18 protein-coding genes are annotated in these 20,488 nt (G+C 46.6%); 11 read left to right on the forward strand and 7 right to left on the reverse strand.

Annotated elements, in window-relative coordinates:
• Positions 1–218 precede the first annotated feature (218 nt).
• A complete protein-coding gene (locus MiSe_RS06465) occupies positions 219–1,007 on the reverse strand; it encodes a TetR/AcrR family transcriptional regulator (RefSeq protein ID WP_373872762.1) in 789 nt (262 codons plus the stop codon).
• Positions 1,008–1,202: 195 nt separating this feature from the next.
• On the opposite strand from MiSe_RS06465, the gene MiSe_RS06470 reads away from it, so the two are divergent.
• Positions 1,203–2,156, forward strand: coding sequence for a Rieske 2Fe-2S domain-containing protein (locus MiSe_RS06470; protein ID WP_226576260.1), 954 nt, complete (start codon positions 1,203–1,205; stop codon positions 2,154–2,156).
• A 694-nt stretch (positions 2,157–2,850) separates the two neighbouring features.
• Here the strand turns inward: MiSe_RS06470 and cobK are convergent.
• Together cobK and MiSe_RS06480 are read right to left on the reverse strand one after the other, a co-directional pair.
• Positions 2,851–3,696: a precorrin-6A reductase gene (cobK, locus tag MiSe_RS06475; RefSeq protein WP_226576420.1), complete on the reverse strand. Its 846-nt coding sequence runs from the start codon at positions 3,694–3,696 to the stop codon at positions 2,851–2,853.
• A gap of 4 nt (positions 3,697–3,700) precedes the next feature.
• A complete protein-coding gene (locus tag MiSe_RS06480) occupies positions 3,701–3,892 on the reverse strand; it encodes a hypothetical protein (protein WP_226576262.1) in 192 nt (63 codons plus the stop codon).
• Between the two features lie 569 nt (positions 3,893–4,461).
• Here MiSe_RS06480 and MiSe_RS06485 point away from each other — a divergent pair.
• A complete protein-coding gene (locus MiSe_RS06485; protein WP_226576264.1) occupies positions 4,462–6,990 on the forward strand; it encodes a mannose-1-phosphate guanyltransferase in 2,529 nt (842 codons plus the stop codon).
• A 97-nt stretch (positions 6,991–7,087) separates the two neighbouring features.
• Positions 7,088–7,624, forward strand: a complete 537-nt coding sequence (locus tag MiSe_RS06490) for a single-stranded DNA-binding protein (protein WP_226576272.1) — start codon at positions 7,088–7,090, stop codon at positions 7,622–7,624.
• A 506-nt stretch (positions 7,625–8,130) separates the two neighbouring features.
• On the opposite strand, the gene MiSe_RS51945 is transcribed toward MiSe_RS06490, so the two are convergent.
• Positions 8,131–8,820 (reverse strand): calcium-binding protein, encoded by a 690-nt coding sequence (locus tag MiSe_RS51945; RefSeq protein WP_307731199.1) that lies wholly within the window; start codon positions 8,818–8,820, stop codon positions 8,131–8,133.
• A gap of 471 nt (positions 8,821–9,291) precedes the next feature.
• Between MiSe_RS51945 and MiSe_RS06500 the strand changes: the two genes are divergently transcribed.
• The 4 genes from MiSe_RS06500 (at position 9,292) to MiSe_RS06515 (ending at position 12,923) form a co-directional block, all read left to right on the forward strand.
• A complete protein-coding gene (locus MiSe_RS06500) occupies positions 9,292–9,606 on the forward strand; it encodes a hypothetical protein (protein ID WP_226576273.1) in 315 nt (104 codons plus the stop codon).
• 377 nt (positions 9,607–9,983) lie between these two features.
• Entirely contained in the window at positions 9,984–11,171 is a 1,188-nt protein-coding gene (locus MiSe_RS06505; protein WP_226576275.1) for a catalase family protein, read from the forward strand.
• Between the two features lie 202 nt (positions 11,172–11,373).
• Positions 11,374–11,517: a hypothetical protein gene (locus tag MiSe_RS06510; RefSeq protein ID WP_226576277.1), complete on the forward strand. Its 144-nt coding sequence runs from the start codon at positions 11,374–11,376 to the stop codon at positions 11,515–11,517.
• A 794-nt stretch (positions 11,518–12,311) separates the two neighbouring features.
• The gene (locus tag MiSe_RS06515; protein WP_226576279.1) at positions 12,312–12,923 is read left to right on the forward strand and encodes a hypothetical protein; all 612 of its coding nucleotides are present in this window, start codon (positions 12,312–12,314) and stop codon (positions 12,921–12,923) included.
• Between the two features lie 74 nt (positions 12,924–12,997).
• Here the strand turns inward: MiSe_RS06515 and MiSe_RS06520 are convergent, their stop codons facing one another.
• The gene (locus MiSe_RS06520) at positions 12,998–14,200 is read right to left on the reverse strand and encodes a phosphoglycerate kinase (RefSeq protein ID WP_226576281.1); all 1,203 of its coding nucleotides are present in this window, start codon (positions 14,198–14,200) and stop codon (positions 12,998–13,000) included.
• Positions 14,201–14,310: 110 nt separating this feature from the next.
• Here MiSe_RS06520 and MiSe_RS06525 point away from each other — a divergent pair, with 110 nt between their 5' ends.
• Positions 14,311–14,727, forward strand: a complete 417-nt coding sequence (locus tag MiSe_RS06525; RefSeq protein WP_226576283.1) for a universal stress protein — start codon at positions 14,311–14,313, stop codon at positions 14,725–14,727.
• Between the two features lie 283 nt (positions 14,728–15,010).
• Here MiSe_RS06525 and MiSe_RS06530 read toward each other — a convergent pair whose 3' ends face one another.
• Positions 15,011–15,625, reverse strand: a complete 615-nt coding sequence (locus MiSe_RS06530) for a CP12 domain-containing protein (RefSeq protein ID WP_226576296.1) — start codon at positions 15,623–15,625, stop codon at positions 15,011–15,013.
• Positions 15,626–15,806: 181 nt separating this feature from the next.
• Here MiSe_RS06530 and MiSe_RS06535 point away from each other — a divergent pair, with 181 nt between their 5' ends.
• The 3 genes from MiSe_RS06535 (at position 15,807) to MiSe_RS06545 (ending at position 19,675) form a co-directional block, all read left to right on the forward strand.
• Entirely contained in the window at positions 15,807–16,922 is a 1,116-nt protein-coding gene (locus tag MiSe_RS06535) for a hypothetical protein (protein ID WP_226576298.1), read from the forward strand.
• A 19-nt stretch (positions 16,923–16,941) separates the two neighbouring features.
• Positions 16,942–17,814 (forward strand): ribosome biogenesis GTPase YlqF, encoded by an 873-nt coding sequence (ylqF, locus tag MiSe_RS06540; RefSeq protein ID WP_226576300.1) that lies wholly within the window; start codon positions 16,942–16,944, stop codon positions 17,812–17,814.
• Positions 17,815–18,046: 232 nt separating this feature from the next.
• Positions 18,047–19,675: an adenylate/guanylate cyclase domain-containing protein gene (locus MiSe_RS06545; protein WP_226576319.1), complete on the forward strand. Its 1,629-nt coding sequence runs from the start codon at positions 18,047–18,049 to the stop codon at positions 19,673–19,675.
• An 11-nt stretch (positions 19,676–19,686) separates the two neighbouring features.
• On the opposite strand, the gene MiSe_RS06550 is transcribed toward MiSe_RS06545, so the two are convergent.
• Positions 19,687–20,466 carry an MOSC domain-containing protein gene (locus MiSe_RS06550; RefSeq protein ID WP_226576321.1) on the reverse strand — a complete coding sequence of 260 codons (780 nt, stop codon included), beginning with the start codon at positions 20,464–20,466 and terminating at the stop codon, positions 19,687–19,689.
• Between the last annotated feature and the right edge of the window lie 22 nt (positions 20,467–20,488).

Below are 20,488 nucleotides of genomic sequence, written 5' to 3' on the forward strand. Positions count from 1 at the left end.
CCCTTGCCAAGTGGGGCCCAAGCGCGATCCCCCCAAACCCCCCTTACCAAGGGGGGCTTGGGGGGATCCCCCCCTTGTGCGATCGCTTTTCTTATATCAAATCCGGTGGCATCGGAATCGTTGGTAGGGGCACGGCATCAGTAAGCTTTGTCGCCAGCGCCAAGTTCCTCGGTTGCCGTGCCCCTACGCCTGCAATTTCGATGCCACCCGAAACGATATTACACGTGAACCTGTGAGGCTCGATGTTCCAGAAACTGCTTGCCACAGTCCTTGCACAGATAGCGTTGCTTACCATAACGATGCCCATTCTTTGACAGGTGAGAAGAATGACAATGGGGACATATCATTACTTTCATTACTTTTTGGTGCAGTTGCTGTGGCTCTAAATGGGGCAGCAAGTACGCAACCAGCAAGGCTTTAATCTCCTCGTAGCGCGCGCGCCGTTTGCTCTCCTCTCCCCTTAAGGCTTTGAGCAGTAGAGCGTTGTAACACTGATGAGCAGTTTCGGCGAGGCGTTCGCTTTTCTCGACCTGCAACAGAGGGTTCCATTGCCGCAAAAAAGCCGCATATTGTTGTATTAACTGGTCATTGAAGCTTTCATCAAACAGTTTAAATAGCTCTGGCGCTACAAAGTACTGTATGTACACCACACGGGGAATCGGGTCTTGAAAATAAACCGCGTAAGTTTCCACCATGCGGTCGATAAACTCTGCAAACGGTCGTTGCCGATCGGCGGACGGCAATAGTTGAGTGCAGATAGCCGTCACCCGTTCCATGTGGCGGGCTTCCAGGGCGTGAAACAGCGCCAGTTTATCGGGAAAGAACTGATAGAGCGAACCAATCGCCGTTCCTGCTCTTGCGGCAATCAGGTGCGTGGTTGCGGCTTCGTATCCCACTTCTGCAAATACCTCTGCTGCCGCGAGCAAAATCTTTTCAACCCGTTGTTGGCTGCGCTTCTGCTTGGGTTGCCGCCGCATAGGAGTAGAACCAGGCTGTGTTTCTGCCATCGATCGACTATCAGACATCCTGGACAAATATGAATAATCTGTCGTATTTTTCCGAGGGAACATGAAAATTATGTCACAATTTGACGCGACGGCTTGACAAAGTCTATCCCTCGGCTTTGTGCGATTCCTTACCAGGAAACGGCTTCGCGCTGCACAGGTTCTCAATCCCCCTAAAATATATTGTTTGGAGAGTGTATGGAAACCATCCTTCCCGGCGCACCCTGGTTAATTGCCCACCGTTCCATGCTGGGTATCAACAAGCCTCATAAACTTTCGCTCCATGGACAGGATTATGTGCTTTGGCAAGATGGGCAAGGAGAGGTGTTTGCCCTCGATAACGTTTGCCCGCACATGCAGGCTCCTCTGTCAGAGGGTTGGATCTGCAACGAACGTAACACCATTGCTTGCCCGTTTCATGCCCTAGAGTTTGATGGACGGGGACGGCTGTATCAATCTGGCAAGGTTGGGGTGCAGCCGCTGGCAATTCCCCTAGAGTTGATTGTCAAAGGCGACTGCATTTGGACCTATGGCAGCCTGACCGCTAAAATTCCAGTGCCTGACCTGATGGAGAAGGTGAGTCATGGCATGAGTTTTTTGGGCGTTGCTGGAGAAAAGAGCATCCAAGGAACGTTTTTGGATAATTTGCCGATCAACTACGACTACAACCATCAGAACGGCACCCATCGGCAGCTATTTGGCATCAAAGCCAATCGCATTCCCTTGTTTGAGCAGGAAGGGTACTGGGCAAAGGTGGTACAGGAACTCGAACGCGATGATGCCACCTTCGATGACATTCGCCGCAATCGGGCTGTCCTACTCTCACCCAAGACCTATACCGGAACTTTAGAATATGCCTTTCCGACTCTGACCACATTTAAGACCCGCTTTCCACTGGGAGAAATCTTGCAAGTGCATGTGCTTTACCCAGAAACCGAAACGGCAACAAAAACATTTGTGCTGGTCTATGCTAAATTCAATCGCCCTGTATTTAAGCCCCTGTTGCAGCGCTCGATGTTGAGCGCCGTTGCAACGGTGGTGGAACAGGATACACGAGCCATCGAAACTTCTTACCCCCGTCAGCCAGCCAAGATTCGATTACCGAACGAGGAAATCATGTTTCATGCCGAAAAGCTGTACCGGGAATGGTGAAATAGACTGAGACAGGACTGACCCACGACGATTCTAAAACCCTGGTTTCTAGATTTCTCTCGTTCCAAGACTCCTGCCTTGGAACGCAATATAGAGGCTCTGCCTCTAGTTAACAAAAGACGCTAACGATAATATTAAAAGAACAAACATCACCAGAGGAATTATATCGTTGACCGTTGCTAAGGAATTACGACCTGTAGGGGCAATTAGCAATTAGCAAGCTCGCAATTAGCAATTACCAAGAAAGGCCGAGCATTCCGATGCAACCGGATTTGATATTACCTATGCTTTTAGATGTTCTTCGATCGGCAAAAAAATAATATCAAAAAGGATTTACTGATTGGATTGCTCACATCTTGCACCATTCTCAACAAGACCTGAGAAACCGGGTTTCTTAACGAAAAATCTAGGCTTTCAGGTTTAGCTATTGGCAAGAAACAAAGGTGATGACCCTGGTGCAAGATCTGAAATTGGGTACTTCGACTGCTTATACTCTTCTTATCTTGGCGCTGATTTACTTTCACGTTCTTGAATTACCTGTTTTTTTAACCAGTAATTAGGCAACCATAAATAAACTGAACATGGGGCAGGCGGGACGCCCACCCCACAAGAGATCTGAAATACTTTCTTGTGGGGTGGGCATTGGAGCCCGCATCACAGCTTACATAACTATTTTCACTTTATTTATTTGCACCTACTTAAATAAATATTGTTGGCAAAATGCTATCGCCGTTGATAAGTCACCCGTTTGTTGCGGATAGTCGATAAATGGACGGTCAATTATTATCAATGGCACGCCTAATTCAGCCGCCACCTTTCGCTTCACATCCTCGCCTCCTGGCGCACCCGAAGCTTTCGTTACCACCATCGAAATTTCCCACTGACGCCATAAAGCTGTTTCTAAATCCGCAGAAATAGGCGGGCGCAAGGCAATTATCCGATCGGGTGTAAATCCGGCTGCTAATGCTGCTTCTATTGACACCAAAGATGGTAAAATACGCGCAAATAAAGTCGCTTTTTCTTGCCAAGAACGAAACAGGGGTAAGTATTTATAACCGACAGTTAATAACACTCGCTGTTTTTCTAAATAATTGCCAGTAACAAGCGTCTCGCAGCTATCTAATTGAATGGTAATTGGTAATTGGTAATGGGTAATTGGTAATTGGGGATCAAGTATTTCTTCTCCCCGCGTCGCCGCGTCAGAGCTTCCCCGCGTCTCCCTCTCCAAACAAGGACGTTCGTAGCGCAAATAGGGGATATTAAACTGGGTGCAGGCGGCGATCGCACATCGCGACACTTCCACCGCATAGGGGTGGGAGGCATCCAAAACTGCGACGATATTATGTTCTTGGAAGAACATTTTCAAATCGGAAAGTGAAAGACGCCCTACCCAGACTCGCAGCAGGGGGGAGTTTGGATAGAGGGCGCGGGCGGCTTCTGTCGTGACAGTAATCGTGCAGGGTAAAGCCGCAGATGCGATTGCATCTGCGAGTTGAACGCTTTCTGTCGTACCACCGATGAGCCAGATGCGATCGCTCAGATACCTAACCCTTCAGCGCTTTGGTAAAGTTCTGGCGATAGGATTTATTGGCGACGAGTAGAACGGGCCACAACAGGGACAAAACCAGCCGATTCGGTAAACTGCGGCTAAAATTAGTGCGTTGGAACCCTTTCCAAAACTTCCACACGCCACCCGCGTAAACGATTAATAAAACGAAGATAATTAGCTTACCCATTGAACAACTCCGAGGAATTGACCCGATTTAGATTAAAGTATCTATTGATTCTTACACCACTGCCAGAGGGGTTTCCAGTTACGGTCGCCCAATTTATGGCAGCCTATATCTAGGTTAGCGAACAAAGCGCTGCGCCAGCTTGCGGTGCGATCTCGGATACCAAGACAGGACTTACGCGCATATTCCAGGTTTCTATCTGCGAAGAAACTTTGGTGATGGCCTCGTCGTGGGTAAGTCCTGAAGATTGTATTATGGTTCAAACATAGAAATTTTTCTAAACAATGACGGGGTTTCCTATAGTGGGCGCGGGGCAAAAGCATCCCCTACCTCTAGGGGATGAACAGTTCCCGCGCCGTTTATTAAATTTCAGGAACGTAGGAGACTAAAAGTAGAGTAGGTGCGGCAAGTGCGGAATTTACGCCTGTGGACAAGAAGATGCCGTCATCCTTGGTTGAAGCAGGAAGCTTTCCGTCAATTTAAGCGAAATGCTTGATTTGAGTAAGTTTTGTGCTGCACCGAACGCAAAATATTCGCAACGAGCGTTGAGTATAAACCCCGAAGGAGGACTTATGCGAGCAGTGCTGATGGCTGGCGGTTCGGGAACGAGGCTGAGACCGCTGACTTGCGATCTTCCCAAACCAATGGTACCGATCCTAAATAGACCGATTGCAGAACATATTATCAATCTGCTCAAACGGCATCGCATCACCGAAGTAATTGCCACTTTGCATTACCTACCAGACGTCATGCGCGACTACTTTTCTGACGGTAGCGACTTTGGCGTGCAAATGACCTATGCGGTGGAAGAAGACCAACCGTTAGGGACGGCAGGTTGCGTCAAAAATATTGCCGACCTGCTCGATTCTACCTTCCTGGTGATCAGCGGCGACAGCATTACCGACTTTGACTTAAACGCAGCGATTGAATTTCATCAGAAAAAGCAATCAAAAGCTACGCTAATACTAACCCGCGTGCCAAATCCGATTGAATTTGGCGTTGTGATTACGGATACCCAAGGGCGGATTCGCCGCTTTTTAGAAAAGCCTTCAACTAGCGAAATTTTTTCAGATACGGTCAACACGGGGACTTACATCCTAGAACCGGAAGTGCTGGACTATCTCCCCGCCATGACCGAATGCGACTTTTCTAAAGATCTGTTCCCCTTGCTGCTGGACAAAGGGGAACCGATGTACGGATATATCGCCAGCGGTTACTGGTGCGATGTCGGACACCTGGAAGCTTACCGGGAAGCGCAGTACGATGCGCTGCACCGCAAAGTAAAACTCGATTTTGCCTACCTTGAGCGATCGCCTGGGATCTGGATCGGTCAAAACACCTATATCGACCCCAACGCTCACATCGAAGCACCTGTAATTATCGGCGATAACTGCCGCATCGGGCCGAGAGCGATCGTGGAAGCGGGTACGGTGATCGGCGATAACGTCACCATCGGCGCCGATGCCAACCTGAAGCGCCCGATTGTCTGGAACGGCGCGATTATCGGCGAAGAAGCCCACCTGCGCGCTTGCACCATCGGTCGCGGGGCGCGGGTAGACCGGCGCGCCAACGTTTTGGAAGGCGCAGTTGTCGGTTCGCTTTCCAGCGTAGGAGAAGAAGCCAACGTCGCCCCCAACGTGCGCGTCTGGCCCAGCAAGCAAATTGAATCCGGGGCAACGTTAAATATTAACCTGATTTGGGGTCAAACGGCTCAACGCAACTTGTTCGGTCAGCGGGGTGTATCTGGGTTAGCCAATATCGATATTACGCCGGAATTCGCCGTTAAACTGGGCGCGGCTTACGGATCGACCCTCAAACCCGGTGCCACGGTGGCGATTTCCCGCGACCAGCGCGGCATTTCCCGCATGGTCAGTCGCTCTTTAATTGCCGGGTTAATGTCCGTCGGCGTCCACATCCAAAACCTAGAAGCAACAGCCATCCCGATTACCCGCGCGGTTATTCCCACGTTAAACGTAGCCGGTGGCATTCACCTGCGCTTGCATCCAGACCGCGCCGACCATATTTTGATTGAATTTGTGGACTCGAAGGGCATCAATATTTCCAAAAGCCAAGAGAAAAAGATTGAAAGCGCTTATTTCAAAGAAGATTTGCGGCGAGCGCAAATTCACGAAATCGGTAACATGGCTTATCCTTCCCAAGTCATGGATACTTACAGCACCAAGTTTGAGCAGCACCTCAACGTGGAGGCAATTCGCCACAGCAATTCTAAAGTGGTGATCGACTACGTTTACGCGGTTTCCGGCGCCATCCTGCCCCAACTGCTGGCAAAATTTGGCTGCGATGCGGTGGTTCTGAATGCGAGTTTGAATCAAACCGCCCTCGCCGGACCAGATCGGGAAACCTTGCTCGTGCAATTGGGTCACGTGGTGGAAGCGCTGAAGGCATCTTTTGGGGTGCAAGTATCCGCCAACGGGGAACAGATGATTTTAGTCGATGACACGGGAATGTCGATTCGGGGAGAAATGCTCACCGCGTTGATGGTCGAGACGATGTTAACCAGTCACCCGCGCGGCACCGTTGTCGTCCCGATCCATGCTTCCTCGGCGGTGGAACAAATTGCCCGCCGCCACGATGGTAAAGTGATTCGCACCAAAGCTAACCCGACGGCTTTGATGGAAGCTTCCCAAACCTATCCCAATGTAGTATTGGGCGGTTCGGGAGAAATGGGCTTTATTTTCCCCCAACTGCACCCCGGTTTCGATGCCATGTTCTGCATTGCTAAATTGATTGAAATGCTGACAATTCAAGAGCGGCGCTTCAGTCAAATTCGCACCGAACTTCCCCGGGTTTACCACAAAACTGGCACGGTTCGCTGCCCTTGGACCGTTAAAGGAGCTTTAATGCGTCACCTGGTAGAAACGCACCCGGCAGATAATTTGGAACTCGTAGATGGCGTTAAAATTTGTAACTATCCTCACCATGACAACTGGGTGTTAGTTTTACCCGATGCAGGCGAACCGTTGGTGCATATTTTCGCTAACAGTAATGACCGGCAATGGGTGGATGAAACTTTGCGGGAATATCGCACGCGAGTTCAAGGGTTTATTGATGCCGAACAGGGCTTGGAAGAAATAAAATAGGTAAGGGGTAATCGGTAATGGGTAATGGGTAAAAACCAATTACCAATTACCAATTACCAATTACCAATTACCAATTACCAATTACCAATTACACGGTATGAACAGCTGCATTTTAATGGCGGAGATCGTTGACGAACCGCAACTGCGTTACACTCCTGATAACCAAGTACCCGTAGCGGAAATGGTGGTGGAGTTTCCCGGACTGCGCTCGGAAGAGCCGCCATCGACTTTAAAGGTGGTAGGATGGGGAAATTTGGCTCAGGAAATTAAAGAACGCTGTCATCCAGGCGATCGCGTGGTGCTGGAAGGTCGTTTGAGCATGAATACCATCGAACGCAAACCAGAAGGCTTTAAAGAAAAACGCGCCGAATTAACAGTCCAAAAGGTTCACTACCTGGAAGCAGATCGTAATTTTATCCCGGCTGAACCTGCATCGACTCCTGCTAAAACAACTCCCGCTTACTCCAGTCCAGATTATTCTTCTCGCAGCGCAACTGCAACAGCTTCTCCCCCCAAGGTTGCTACTGTTCCACAAGTCCACGATGACGAACCAATTCCACCTGTGACAACTCCCCAATTCCCCAGTCAACCAATGCCTGTAAGCGAACCAGATGTTGATGAAATTCCCTTCTAAATTAGGGGAAAAGTAAATTAAAAAGTAGGGGCAAAGATGGGGGTTGCCCCTACTTTTTTTTGAGCGATTCTCCCACATAAAACCAGAACTTATATCGTTTCCGGTTAAAGCTAAATTATTAAATTCAGGACTTATATCAAATCCGGTTGCATCGGAATGATTGGCCTTTCTGGGTAATTGCTAATTGCTAATTGCTAATTGCAAGAAAAGCCCCTACAGGTCGTAATTCCGATGCCTAAGGAAACGATATTACCCATAGATCCCCCCAACCCCCAATGTCTTGGGGAAGGGGGATCCCAAGGCATTGGGGGCTAGGGGGGATAGGCATTTGAGTGCGTGGGTAAGTCCTGAAATTGCTTGTAGCAAACAGCAAAAAACCTTCGAGTTAAGGGTTTTACTTATTGATGCCGTACTCCTACCACAGTCCTACATATTACACGCAACGATCCAAGAAATCGGGTTTCTTTGCGTAAGATGTGAGGATATGAAAGGTAAGTTTGGGCAATCTAGACATAGTGGAAGTAGCTACCGCTCAGACTGAGATTCACAACCCCTTTGACAATCCCAATTAATTCATCATTTGCACTTAATCCGGCAATCGCATCATTATCGAGATAGATATTAGTATCTCCGCCAGATGTCTGTAAACCATAGTTAGTTGCCGCTCCTCTTAAATGAATTTTATCCTCCTTGAGGTTGAAGTCCATAATTAGAGCATAATCCTGAGTACCAGAACTCGCTGCATTGCCATCGTTATAGTAAACATTGTTGCTATCAGACAGAATGAATTTATCTGCCCCGTCACCCCCAATCAAAGTATCAATCTCTCCTTGTCCGGGATTACCGGAGGTACTAATTTGAGCGACAACGAAGCCATTAGTGTTACTGACAGCGACACTATTAGTGTTAATTCCTATTAATAAGTCGTTGCCCACACCACCAACTATGTAGTCGTTACCTGTACCGCCGATCAAGATATCGTTGCCAGCACCGCCATTAAGAGTATCATTGCTAGCACCAGACTTAAACAAATCGTCTCCAGCACCGCCGTTGAAAATATTATTTTCCATCGTGCTGTTATTGAGCAAACTAATTCTGCCCATTCGCGCCAACATGCGAGAAGAAATATTTTTCAGCTCTGGCCAAATGGTAGAGAAATTTGAATCTATGTTGCTGTTAGAACCAAGTGCGTTCACGTTTTTGCTCCTTGAAATTGACTGCAGATGACTTTGCCGCTCTGCCTTTTGCATCAGGTTTTACATTCCTGTTTCTGATGCTCAGTAGTTCGACAATCAACAGAGTTTCATAAAGCCATGAAAAGCTAATTCCACTTAGCTTTGTTGCCAAGTTGGCAACCTTTATAAAACTTTACATAATCAACACCCCTGGGATATGTTCAGGGTATTTTTGTGCGATATGTTACTTTTTCTCATAGTTGAACAAGGTGCGGCGCTTGATTTATTTTATACCTGCGTAAGATGAACATTAGACCGTTTTCCCATGAATGGGAAACACTTGGGGCTGCGCGGGTTTACTTCAAATGTTTTTTTTTCCCAAAGCTTATTGGTAAAACCCGCCCCTACAATCCGTACATGTTGATGTGTAGCATTATCAAGGGAAATAGGTATTACTTAACCAGCGCTAATTTGCTGGAAGGTCGTTTGAGCATGAATACCATAGAACGCAAACCAGAAGGCTTTAAAGAAAAACGCGCCGAATTAACATTCCAAAAGGTTCACTACCTGGAAGCAGATCGTAATTTTATCCCGGCTGAACCTGCATCGACTCCTGCTAAAACAACTCCCGCTTACTCGGGTCCAGATTATTCTTCTCCCAGCGCAACTGCAACAGCTTCTCCCCCCAAGGTTGCTACTGTTCCACAAGTCCACGATGACGAACCAATTCCACCTGTGACAACTCCCCAATTCCCCAGTCAACCAATGCCTGTAAGCGAACCCGATGTGGATGATATTCCCTTCTAAATTAGGGGAAAAGTAAATTAAAAAGTAGGGGCGCGCAAATGTGCGTCTCTAGTTTTTTTGGCTCGATAAACCCGGTTTTTGAGTAGATATATCGTCACTTTCTTCCGGATTTTTCCCAGACACCGGGTTTCTTTGCGGCCAAAGGAGGAAAACAATATTGAGGAAATGCTTTCTCTCACGCCAAGCAATAAACTTAAGCCATGAACAAATTAAATTTGTACGAGCAACGCTAAAGGCGGTGGTGCTACCCACAAGCAAAGACTTGAGCGCAATCGGATTAACCTCTGCAACGGGCGGGTAGTCGTTTACAAAAATTATAAAAGTTAGCAATAAAATAATAAAATGAATTAAACTGAATTGTCACGTAGGTGTTTTTTATGGACAAGCAGTTATTTACAGAATATCCCGAACAGGATGAACGCAAATATTACGATCTCCTGATCGAGCAAGTCAAGAAGCGCATGGATAATCTTTACAAGGACTCGGATCGGGCGCTGCGAGATACCCACACCAAAACCCATGCTGGCGTTAAAGCAAATCTGGAAATCTTTGACATCGATGAGGATGGGATTAAACAAGAATTGAGCAAAAGCACCTCACTGACGGCTTCCCAGCTCAATGGCATTTCTATTAAACAAGGTTTGCTCGCCAAACCCAAACAATATCCGGTTTGGCTGCGATTTGCCAACGGGCGCACCAAGGTGGAAAACGATTATGTTTCAGATACGCGCTCAATGGCGGTAAAAGTGATGGGAGTGGAAGGGGAAAGACTGACGCAAAGCCATGAGTCGAACACCCAAGACTTCATTGTGCAAAATGCTGAAATCTTTTTTATCAAAACCATTAAAAACTACTACGGCTTTTTTAGCGCGATCGCAAACTGGGAACCCTCAGCACTTTTGTGGCTGCTGGTACATCCCAAGCAGTTCTCAGCCCTGAAAGCAATTACCAGCCGAAATCCCAAGAGTTTGCTCGCAGAACGATATTGGAGTGGTTCAGCATCTGCATTGGGACTCAATCCTAATTTTGATGCATCGCAACCCGGTGTGGTTCCGGTTGCATATCCGGCTGTGGTTAAATATGCGTTTACTCCAGTTGCAAGTATTGCACCCCACTCGCCACTTGCTATTGAGTCTAGACCAGAAAGCGATCGCATGCGCGCCAAAGCGATCGCAAAAAGTGGCACTCAACCAGATAATTATTACCGGGACGAGCTAATCGCAGCTTTAGCAAAACCAGATGCTTGCTACTGTTGGGATTTTGGCATCCAGTTCCAAACCAACCCCACCATGTCCATCGACGATGCTACGATTGTCTGGCAGGAAAGCGAATCACCCTTCTTCACAGTCGGTCGTCTCACCGTCAAGCATCAGATAATTAATTTTGACAAACAGTTCGATTTCATAGAAAACCTGCGGTTTTCTCCCTGGAACGGTTTAGCCGTCCATCGTCCGGTTGGTGCGCTGAATCGGTTACGCAGTTTTGTTTACCCCGTTGTCGCCTCCTATCGTCATCAGAAACGAGGCTATGTTTACCAAGAACCAACTGGGGATGAAACTTTTTGAAACAGGACTGACGCAAGTGTCACAATCAAAATATCAATAAATGTTCGTAGTAGGCACTTTAGTGCCAATCTTTAAGCGCCCAATTGTTTACTACTTACGCAAAGAAACCGGGCTTCTATGAAAAATCGTCGCTTTGAAACTACAAATCTACGCAGAAACCCGGTTTCTGGGATCTTGAGCGGTATTTTATTGACAAAGCACTATGATTCAAACTATACCCAAGTCAGTCACTTTTGACGAATTCATCGCTTGGTATCGAGACAACTCTCCCCACCGCTACGAAAAAAGATTAGCACAAAATATAACATCGATTTTGTTTACCCCGTTTCGGATCAAGAACCAATAGGGACTGAAACTTTTTGAACTTTCCTGATAGTTCTAGGTTGGGCCCGTGGTCCGAAACCCAACTTATTAGCCCACAAAAGGTTGGGTTACCCTTGGCTCAACCCGTTGAATTGCCGATAATAAAAAACCTCATCCCATTGTTGCGTAGGGACACGGCATCAGAGATATCTCGGACAAACAGATAACATCAATCGTGCCGTGTCCCGGCTTCCGATTATGGGTAATCAACCGGACATGATATTACGCAAGTTGTAGGGTGCGTTAGTGACAACGTAACGCACCAAGATCAACAATCAATCATCGGCAATCTTGTAGGGACACGGCAATAATAAAATTTTCGCTTGTACAGAATATTTCGGATGCCGTGTCCCTACGTTCCAAACCCGATTTTCAACGTAACGCACCGACATCAACGAAACTAGATGCGAGATCTTGTCGAATTACTTGACAAAACAATAAAAATATGTATTTTATAGGCGCAACAAGAGGGAAGCTTTTACCGTGGGGTGGGCGTCTCGCCCGCCCGGTGTCCAGTTTATTTATATTCAGCTAGTTAATTTATCCGGATACTAGGTTTTAATACTTGTAAGTATCAGCACCAGTGTTAATTTTGGTTCGCTCAAAGCTCCCAAAACCAATCGAAAGTCTTGATGGACTTGAAGCATGGTTTTGAACTTGGTTAAGGGGGCAATCTTTGCTATGGAAAGCAGCAGATTTTATCAGGGTTTTTGCAATTACCAATCAAACCGTTGGTAACTCCAATAATTACCCTATTTGTAACTTGGGAAAAAATATATGACAAAACCACCTCAAGGTCAGCCAACAAGAATTCAATTGAGAACAATAATTGAAAGAATTCAAAAACTCCAACCAGTAGCAATAGGTTTGGTTATAATCGCAGCAAGTTTAAAAATAGTGGAATCTGTCAACAATATAGTTCAGTTCCGTGAATCTGTATGTCGTACCGATCTTTCTGCGCCTTTGTGTCCGCCAGAGAAACTCGATCCGCCGCAATGGATAGGGACAAAAATCGAAGATGTTTACATTAAAAAATTGCAGAATTATGAACCTGAAACAACTTTAGTTGTAACTGATAAGTTTCCAGATAGAACAGAGAAAAAAGATATTTCTGTTCTCAGAAATGTCGATCAAGAAATATCAGAAATCGGGGTAAAAAAAAGAAACTCTGGGCAATATGAAGCTATTCTCAGGAGAGCAAAGAAGAACGGAACCCCTCTGTGTCTAAAAATTTATGGCAAGCGCAAGTTTGCCACCAGTGAGTTCAAGAATATCATTGAGATAGATGAAAAATTTCCTGACAGCAAAACTTACGATAGCCTTAACCCAGAGGAACGGGATAAAAAATGTAAAGACAAACACGAAATACCTATCCCTCCACAGGGGTAAGTTTTTATCAAAAAGTTGGGGATGAACAGTTGCTTGTTCACCCCCAAAAAATCAGATTAAATTGTGGCTAGCTACTAAGCTTCATCGAGTGCCGCAATACCAGGTAATACCTTACCTTCGAGTAATTCGAGGCTAGCGCCGCCGCCGGTAGAAATGTGGCTCATTTGATCTGCCACGCCGACTTTTTCGACTGCTGCAACCGAGTCGCCACCGCCGATGATGGTGTCGGTGCCGGTTTTGGTAAGATCGGCTAAAGTGCGCGCGATCGCTTCCGTACCTACGGCAAATTTATCAAACTCGAATACCCCCATCGGGCCATTCCACAACACCGACTTGCAATCAGCCAGCGCTGCTTGGAACATTTTCACCGATTCGGGGCCGATATCCAACCCCATCCAACCATCGGGGATAGCTTCAATGCTGACAACTTGCGAGTTAGCATCGGCAGCAAATTTATCTGCAACTACCACATCGCTAGGCAACAACAATTCTACGCCCCGTTCTTTTGCCTTCGCGTCCAAAGACTTCGCCAATTCCAGCTTATCTTCTTCCACCAAAGACTTACCCACGCTCAAACCGCGTGCTTTGTAGAAGGTAAAGATCATGCCGCCACCGAGAAGCAGCTTATCGCATTTTTCCAACAAAGTTTCGATCACGCCAATCTTGCTGGAAACCTTGGAACCGCCGATAATCGCTGCTAAAGGACGCTTGGGATTTTCAATCGCGTTTTGCAGGTATTGCAGTTCCTTCTCGATCAGGTATCCTGCTACAGAAGGGCTGAGATACTTGGTTACCCCTTCGGTGGAAGCGTGGGCGCGGTGTGCCGTGCCAAAGGCATCATTGACGTATAAATCTGCATTCGCAGCTAACTGCTTGGCGAATTCGGGGTCGTTTTGCTCTTCTTCTTTGTGGAAGCGGACGTTTTCCAGCAACAGCACTTGACCGTTTTGCATTGCCGCCACTTTAGCAGCAACTTCATCACCGATACAGTCGCTGGGTTTTTCCACTTCTTGCCCCAATAATTCCGAAAGCCGCTTGGCGACGGGGGTGAGGCGATATTTCTCATCCACGCCCTTGGGACGCCCGAAGTGGGAGGACAGGATGACCTTAGCACCCTTCGAGGTTAAATCCTGAATCGTTGGCAGCGCTGCCCGAATGCGGGTATCGTCGGTAATGTTACCCGCGTCATCTAGGGGTACGTTAAAATCTGCCCGTACCAATACCCGTTTTCCAGATAAATCTGACGACGACAAATTTGCTACAGTTTTTTTGGACACGTAACAGCCTCCTAAATGCTTTTTTTCAACGAATCAACGGGTCATTGGTTGTCCGTTATTTTTACGCCGTCCACATTTTACCGAGAAACGGGGATCGATCAGGTGCTGTAATGTTCAAGACAGTTTTATTTCCCATAGATGGTAGTGCAGAAGCCCGCGAAGCGACTGATGCGGTGATTAATATCGTGCAAACATACGGCAGTCGCTTGATTCTGCTGTCGGTTGTAGAAGAGCAACTGGCAACAGAGGAAGATGCGACGATACCGGATATCATGGCATCGCCGGAAGCAATCGCTCAACTCCTGCAAAAAGCTCAAGCATTATTCCGAGAACGGGGAATCCAAGCCGAAGCCGTCGAACGCCAAGGCAAACCGGCTTTCACGATTTGCGATGTCGCCGACGAACTTGCGGCAGATTTAATTATCATGGGCTGTCGCGGCATGGGGCTAACCGAGGAAGGACTCGCCGACAGCGTCACCTACCGGGTGATTAACCTGTCTCCCTGTCCCGTGTTGATTGTCCCATAGGGCTAATGGCTAATTGCTAATTGCTAATGGCTAATTGCTAATTGGTCAAGTGTAACTTTTCTGACATAGGACTTACGCAGCAACTCCATACATGGTGGTGGCGGTGCCTTACACCGCTGATAACGCACCCTACATGGGCGAGTCTTTGCTTAAGTCCTCTGACAATCAGCCATTAGCCATTAGCCCCTAGCCATTAGCCCCTAGCCATTAGCCCCTAGCCATGAGCCATCAGCCATTAACCATTAGCCATTAGCCATTAACCATTAGCCATTAACCATTAGCCTTAAACATCGTACATCCGCGCTTCCATTGCTTCTGGAAACTCCTCGCAGTACTCCTCGAAGGCTGTTTTTTCTAGCGTCTTAGCGCGTTGGTGCGCTGCTTCGGCTTGCAGTTCTTCGACGATATCCCACGCTGCGGCACATTCTCTGGAAGTTGGGCCTTTTTCAGAACAGATCGCTCTTGCAGCAGCGATCGCTTTTTGAATTTCTCCCGCTAGAGTGGTTTCTTTCGGCTTCTCGACGAAGTCGCTCTTGGTGAGAATATCGGTAACCGAGATAATGCCCAGCAACTTATCCTTAATTACAGGGGCGCGACGGATGCCGGTATTGGCGAACAACCGCGCCACGTATTCTATGCCCAAATCGGGATTGATCGCGATGCAGGGTTTGGTCATAATTTCATAGACTCGCACTTTTTTGGGATCTTTCCCAAAAGCAGCTACATTGTAGACAATATCAGTCTCGGTAACGATGCCGTAGGCGTCTTGGTCGTGGCGGCGTTCTACAATTAAGGCACGCAAGCTTTTTTCTTTCATCAGCTTAACTGCGTCAGCTACCGTCGCAGATCCGCGAATCGTAACCACATCGGTGGTCATAATGTCTGCTGCTTTTAGCATAGTTCTCCTTGTTATGTGACAACTCCCGACTCTGACCCTATCGGGTACAGAGCCGACTTCCTGAAATCACCGAAAACGCGCAGGTCTGCCTCCGGGCTTTAGACATGGGGAGTCAGAGCGAGTTGCGATTTTAATCGCAGTCAGTATGATATACTATTATATTAGAAAATCAACAATTTATATGGTAGCCAAAACAGTTTCAAACAAGACAAAAACCCTTTCGTTCGTAACCGAAATACCACTCGTAGTATCGGGAGCAGACGAAAGGCTTTTGTTGTCTAGGTTTGAGGATATTTGGCAGCTTGAAAATGATTGCTATTGCTTCGCAATGCGGCGTTTAAAGCTGGTTAAACAATCAAAACCGTACCAATCAGCCAGAAAGATTAAATTCAACAAAAAGGAGAGAAAGAAGGCAATTGCCGCCGCCAACACTGCCTACGGATATAAAGAATACAGCCTACATGCCTTCGCCACTAACTTCAGGGGATATTGGATAGGCTTTCATATAGACTCAAACGCAGCACAAGCAAATAATCCGGACAATTACAACCAGGATTTTATCGACAGCAAAGGTAAAAAGAAAAAGGGAAATGTCAAAAAAAGCTGCAAAGAGTGGAAAGATTCTAGTTGGTATCGCTCAACAAGAAGCACCAAGGCTAACTTGGAAAGAAAGTTGGCGGCGCATCGCAAGTCATTAGAAGGGAAACAGGTTCATGAAATTCTGAAACTAGGAAACACAATCAAACTAGAAAAACTTGACTACGCTTGCCAAAAACTATTTGGAAGAGCTGTAGGTAAGCGCTTCCATAGAGAATTTGTATCTCGCCTGAAACGTTTGACCCAAAGTGCTGGCGTTCACGCAATCGAATTTTACACTCAAACAACTAAGTTATCTCAAAGTTGCCATCAATGGGTCACCACAAAGAAGAAAAGCCTCTCGACTAGAGTCCACAAATGTGAGTGTGTTGTTCTATGTCAGAGTAGAGACGTTACATGTAACGTCTCTACTTATTCGGCATTTTTGGCAAGATTTGTAGAAAATAACCGACTCCAAGTAGACCTGGCAAATATCGCATGGTCGGGTGCCCCAGCGCTCCTGCTGGCGGCAAGGAGACAGGCGACCGAAACAATTAACTTGCTCGTGATGGGAATTGTTCCTTCTTGCTTTGGACGTTTTCCAGAGTCAGAGCGAGTCGCCACAAAAGTTCTAGTTGCTGATACTGAGACTCTGGATGTTCTAAAAATAGGGAGATCCTCCAGAGAGGTTGAAAGCGAATTAGAACGCCCTCGTCTTTAGAAATGGGGTGGCTTCAGCAATGAATATTAAACGACAAAGCACGATCCAATGGTATCCAGGTCACATCGCCAAAGCTGAAAAAGACCTGAAGGAACAGCTCAAGCGCGTCGATGTCGTGCTGGAAGTACGCGACGCGCGCATTCCCCTGACCACGCACCATCCCAAAATCCAAGACTGGGTGGGTAGCAAGAGTCGGGTTTTAGTTCTCAATCGCGTCGATATGATATCGCCCCAGATGCAGCAATTGTGGACAAAATGGTTTCTCTCGCAAGGAGAAGTGCCATATTTTACCGATGCTCAGCATGGTAAGGGCGTTGCGGCGGTGACGAAAGCGGCGTCTGCTGCGGGGGTGGAAGTGAATCAAAAAAGACGCGCTCGCGGTATGTTACCCCGTCCGGTGCGCGCGGTTGTCATAGGGTTTCCCAATGTCGGCAAATCCGCGCTCATTAATCGATTATTAGGTAAAAGAGTCGTCGAAAGCGCCCGTCGCGCTGGCGTCACCAAACAACTGCGCTGGATCAGAATTTCCGACACGATTGAATTATTAGATGCACCCGGAGTGATTCCCGCCAAATTGGACGACCAAGAAACAGCGGTTAAATTAGCCATCTGCGACGATATTGGCGAAGCATCTTACGACAATCAACGAGTCGCTGTCGAGTTAGTAGAATTACTCAAATATTTGGAGGCTGTCGCTAGTAATTTTTTACCTGAATCTCCCTTAAAGTCGCGGTATGAATTAGATGCCGTAGATATTACAGGGGAAGATTACCTAGTCGCGTTGGCAAAATTAAAATATCAGGGAGATGTGGAACGCGCCGCAAGGCAGTTATTGAATGATTTTCGCACGGGTTTGTTAGGGAAAATTGGTTTGGAATTGCCACCTGGTTGAACTCCCTGTCCCCCAGCTGGCTTTTTGGTCAAAAACGTTATATTTTTGCAAAGAACATGGGGAAAACTAGATTAGAGCCTTGTTTTGACCTATGGATGCTCGTTGGGGTATCGACCTCAAGGTTGGTTAGACTGGGGTCGTAGCAATAGTTGCGTGGGAACGCAAAGCTTAACCTATTATGGCTCATCAAGGTGTTTACGCAAACAAAACCAGATGAAACAAAACAAAGAGTATGACCGAGCTTAAACTGTGCCTATACATAGAAGACAATATCGAAAAAACCGTCACCGTCAACCAAGATGAATTTATCCTGGGGCGGTTACCCGACTGCGATTTATACTTGCCTTACATTGGAATTTCCCGACAGCAAGCTCGCATTTTTAAAACCGCTGACTGCCAATGGTTTATTCAGGATATGGGAAGCAAAAATGGTACTCTCTTAAACGGAGAATTCCTCACAGATACTCACAGACTGAATAACGATGACATGATTGGAATGGGAACTATTTGCCTGCGAGTATTCTTATTAAATTGTCAGACAGTTACTCAAAAAAATACAGATATTCAATCCGAAGAAATCACAATCATTCGCAATGTCCAATACCTACAACAACAGTGGATACCTTCGGAACGCCAAGGTCAAGCGACGATTAGTCAAGAACTAGCCATTGTGCGGTTAAAAGACTTGTTAGAAATCGCCAAAAAACTCAATTCTGCTGCATCTATAGAAGCCATTTTTCAAGCGGCACAAGCGGTTGTTTTCCGTTACATTCAAAGTATTGAGCGCTTAGCGTTATTAATTGATGTCAGCGGTGCGGGTAAACTTTCCTTGTTGAATGCAGCTGGCAGAGACATTGCCGCTCGTCAATCTTTAAAAGATAATCGCTCTTGGATTAGCCGCACTATCTGTTACAAAGTTTTTACGGAAAAAATTGCCCTGCAAACCGCAGATGCCCAGCGAGACGAAAGATTTAAAAACGAACAAAGCATTATAGACAAAGGGATTCATAAAGTTATGGCGGTTCCTCTATGGGATGAAAATAACGTTGTAGGCGTTCTTTATGCCGATAGCTATAATAAGTTTAACGATTCAATTGATGCAAGCGAAGAAGATCTCAGCTTTTTCTCGACCTTAGCTAACCTAGTCGCTGCTAGCGTGCAACGTTGGTTGTTGACGCGCAAACTCAGAACCGAAGAAATTAGTCGGCAAAGACTAGAGCGCTATCTCTCTCCTGCGGTCGTACAACAGACGATGATGGCAGGAACTTTAGAAAATGGTCGCTTAGCGCCTCAAGAAAGCGAAATCAGCATTTTATTTGCCGATATCGTTGGATTTACTGCGCTTTCAGAACGCTTGAGTCCGGCTGAAATTGCCGAATTACTCAATAGCTTTTTCGAGGAAATGTTGCAGGAAATTTTTGCCGCAAATGGCACCCTCGATAAATTTATTGGAGATTGCATCATGGCTTTTTTTGGCGCGCCAGAACCGCAAGAAGACCATGCAGAACGAGCTTTAAATGTTGCCAAAGCAATGCTGGAACGGCTGGAAAATCTCAACAACGATCAAGTTTTAAGCGAACCGCTGCAATTGCGAATAGCAATTAACAGCGGTAAAGCGGTAGTTGGAGATGTAGGCAGCAGTCAACGGGTCGATTATACCGTGTTAGGAACGACGATCAATTTGGCCTCGCGCATCCAATCAGTTTGTTTACCCGGTCGATGCGCTCTTAGCGAAAATACTTATAATTTGCTGCGACCTTGCCAACGATTGCTGTTAGATGATATAGGGGAACGCCGTTTCAAAGGAATTGAACGACCTGTGAGGATTTATCAAACAGTTAAGCGCGGCATTCTGGATTAATTAGAATCAAATTACAAGCGAGCTATTTCATCTCCTACCTGCACCATTTTTCCCGCTTCGGATGTGGGTATTTTTGTATTGACACTTAACCGATAAAAATGATTGAAGCGCGATAGATTAACCCAAGATGGTAAAGTTTCTTCGCGCTTTTGTGAAAACAGTTTTTGAAAGTTAGGAGAACTTTCTCCCGTTCGAGAGTTGCGCGTAGGAACAATGCACCGCTGACAGGGATTAATTCCTTCAAACAGTACTTCACCGATTTTAAATTGGACAATCTCACCGTCATCTGCAAATAACCGATCTTCCCAAAAAGGAGGGACGCCGCTAATTTCGATATTGGCGCGTAAGCGTTGCCGCATTTCTGCTACAGTAATTCCGGGAAACCAGGAAGCAACTTCTTCTAACGTAGCGGTACTGATAATCGTTGGCCCCGACGCAATGGTATCATCTGGAAAGCCAGTCAGCGAGTTTCTAGCCAGTTGGACAGAAAAACCGAAATAGTCGCTAAACCAAGCTGCCAATTCGGTGCGGTTTTCTGCCAAATCAAAGACTCGTTTTTCTTGTTTACCCTCGATTTGTAGGGTGACGGTTTTTCCTGTCTCGTCCCAGAATGACCGCAACAAATGCACTTTAGCATTGCGCTTGCCATTTACAAATCGACCCTGGGCATCTAAAATAGCAAACTCGCGATCCCTCTCCAATGCCCCACCCGCTAAAATCCTGGCCCGATTTACCCCCACTCCATCCAGTGACTTAATCGGGTAAATCAAAATATCTGCGATATATGGCATAATTCAGACTTTTTCCGCCAAT

Origin of the sequence: Microseira wollei NIES-4236 (genome assembly GCF_020521235.1) — a bacterium.
Taxonomy (GTDB): Bacteria; Cyanobacteriota; Cyanobacteriia; order Cyanobacteriales; family Aerosakkonemataceae; genus Microseira; species Microseira wollei.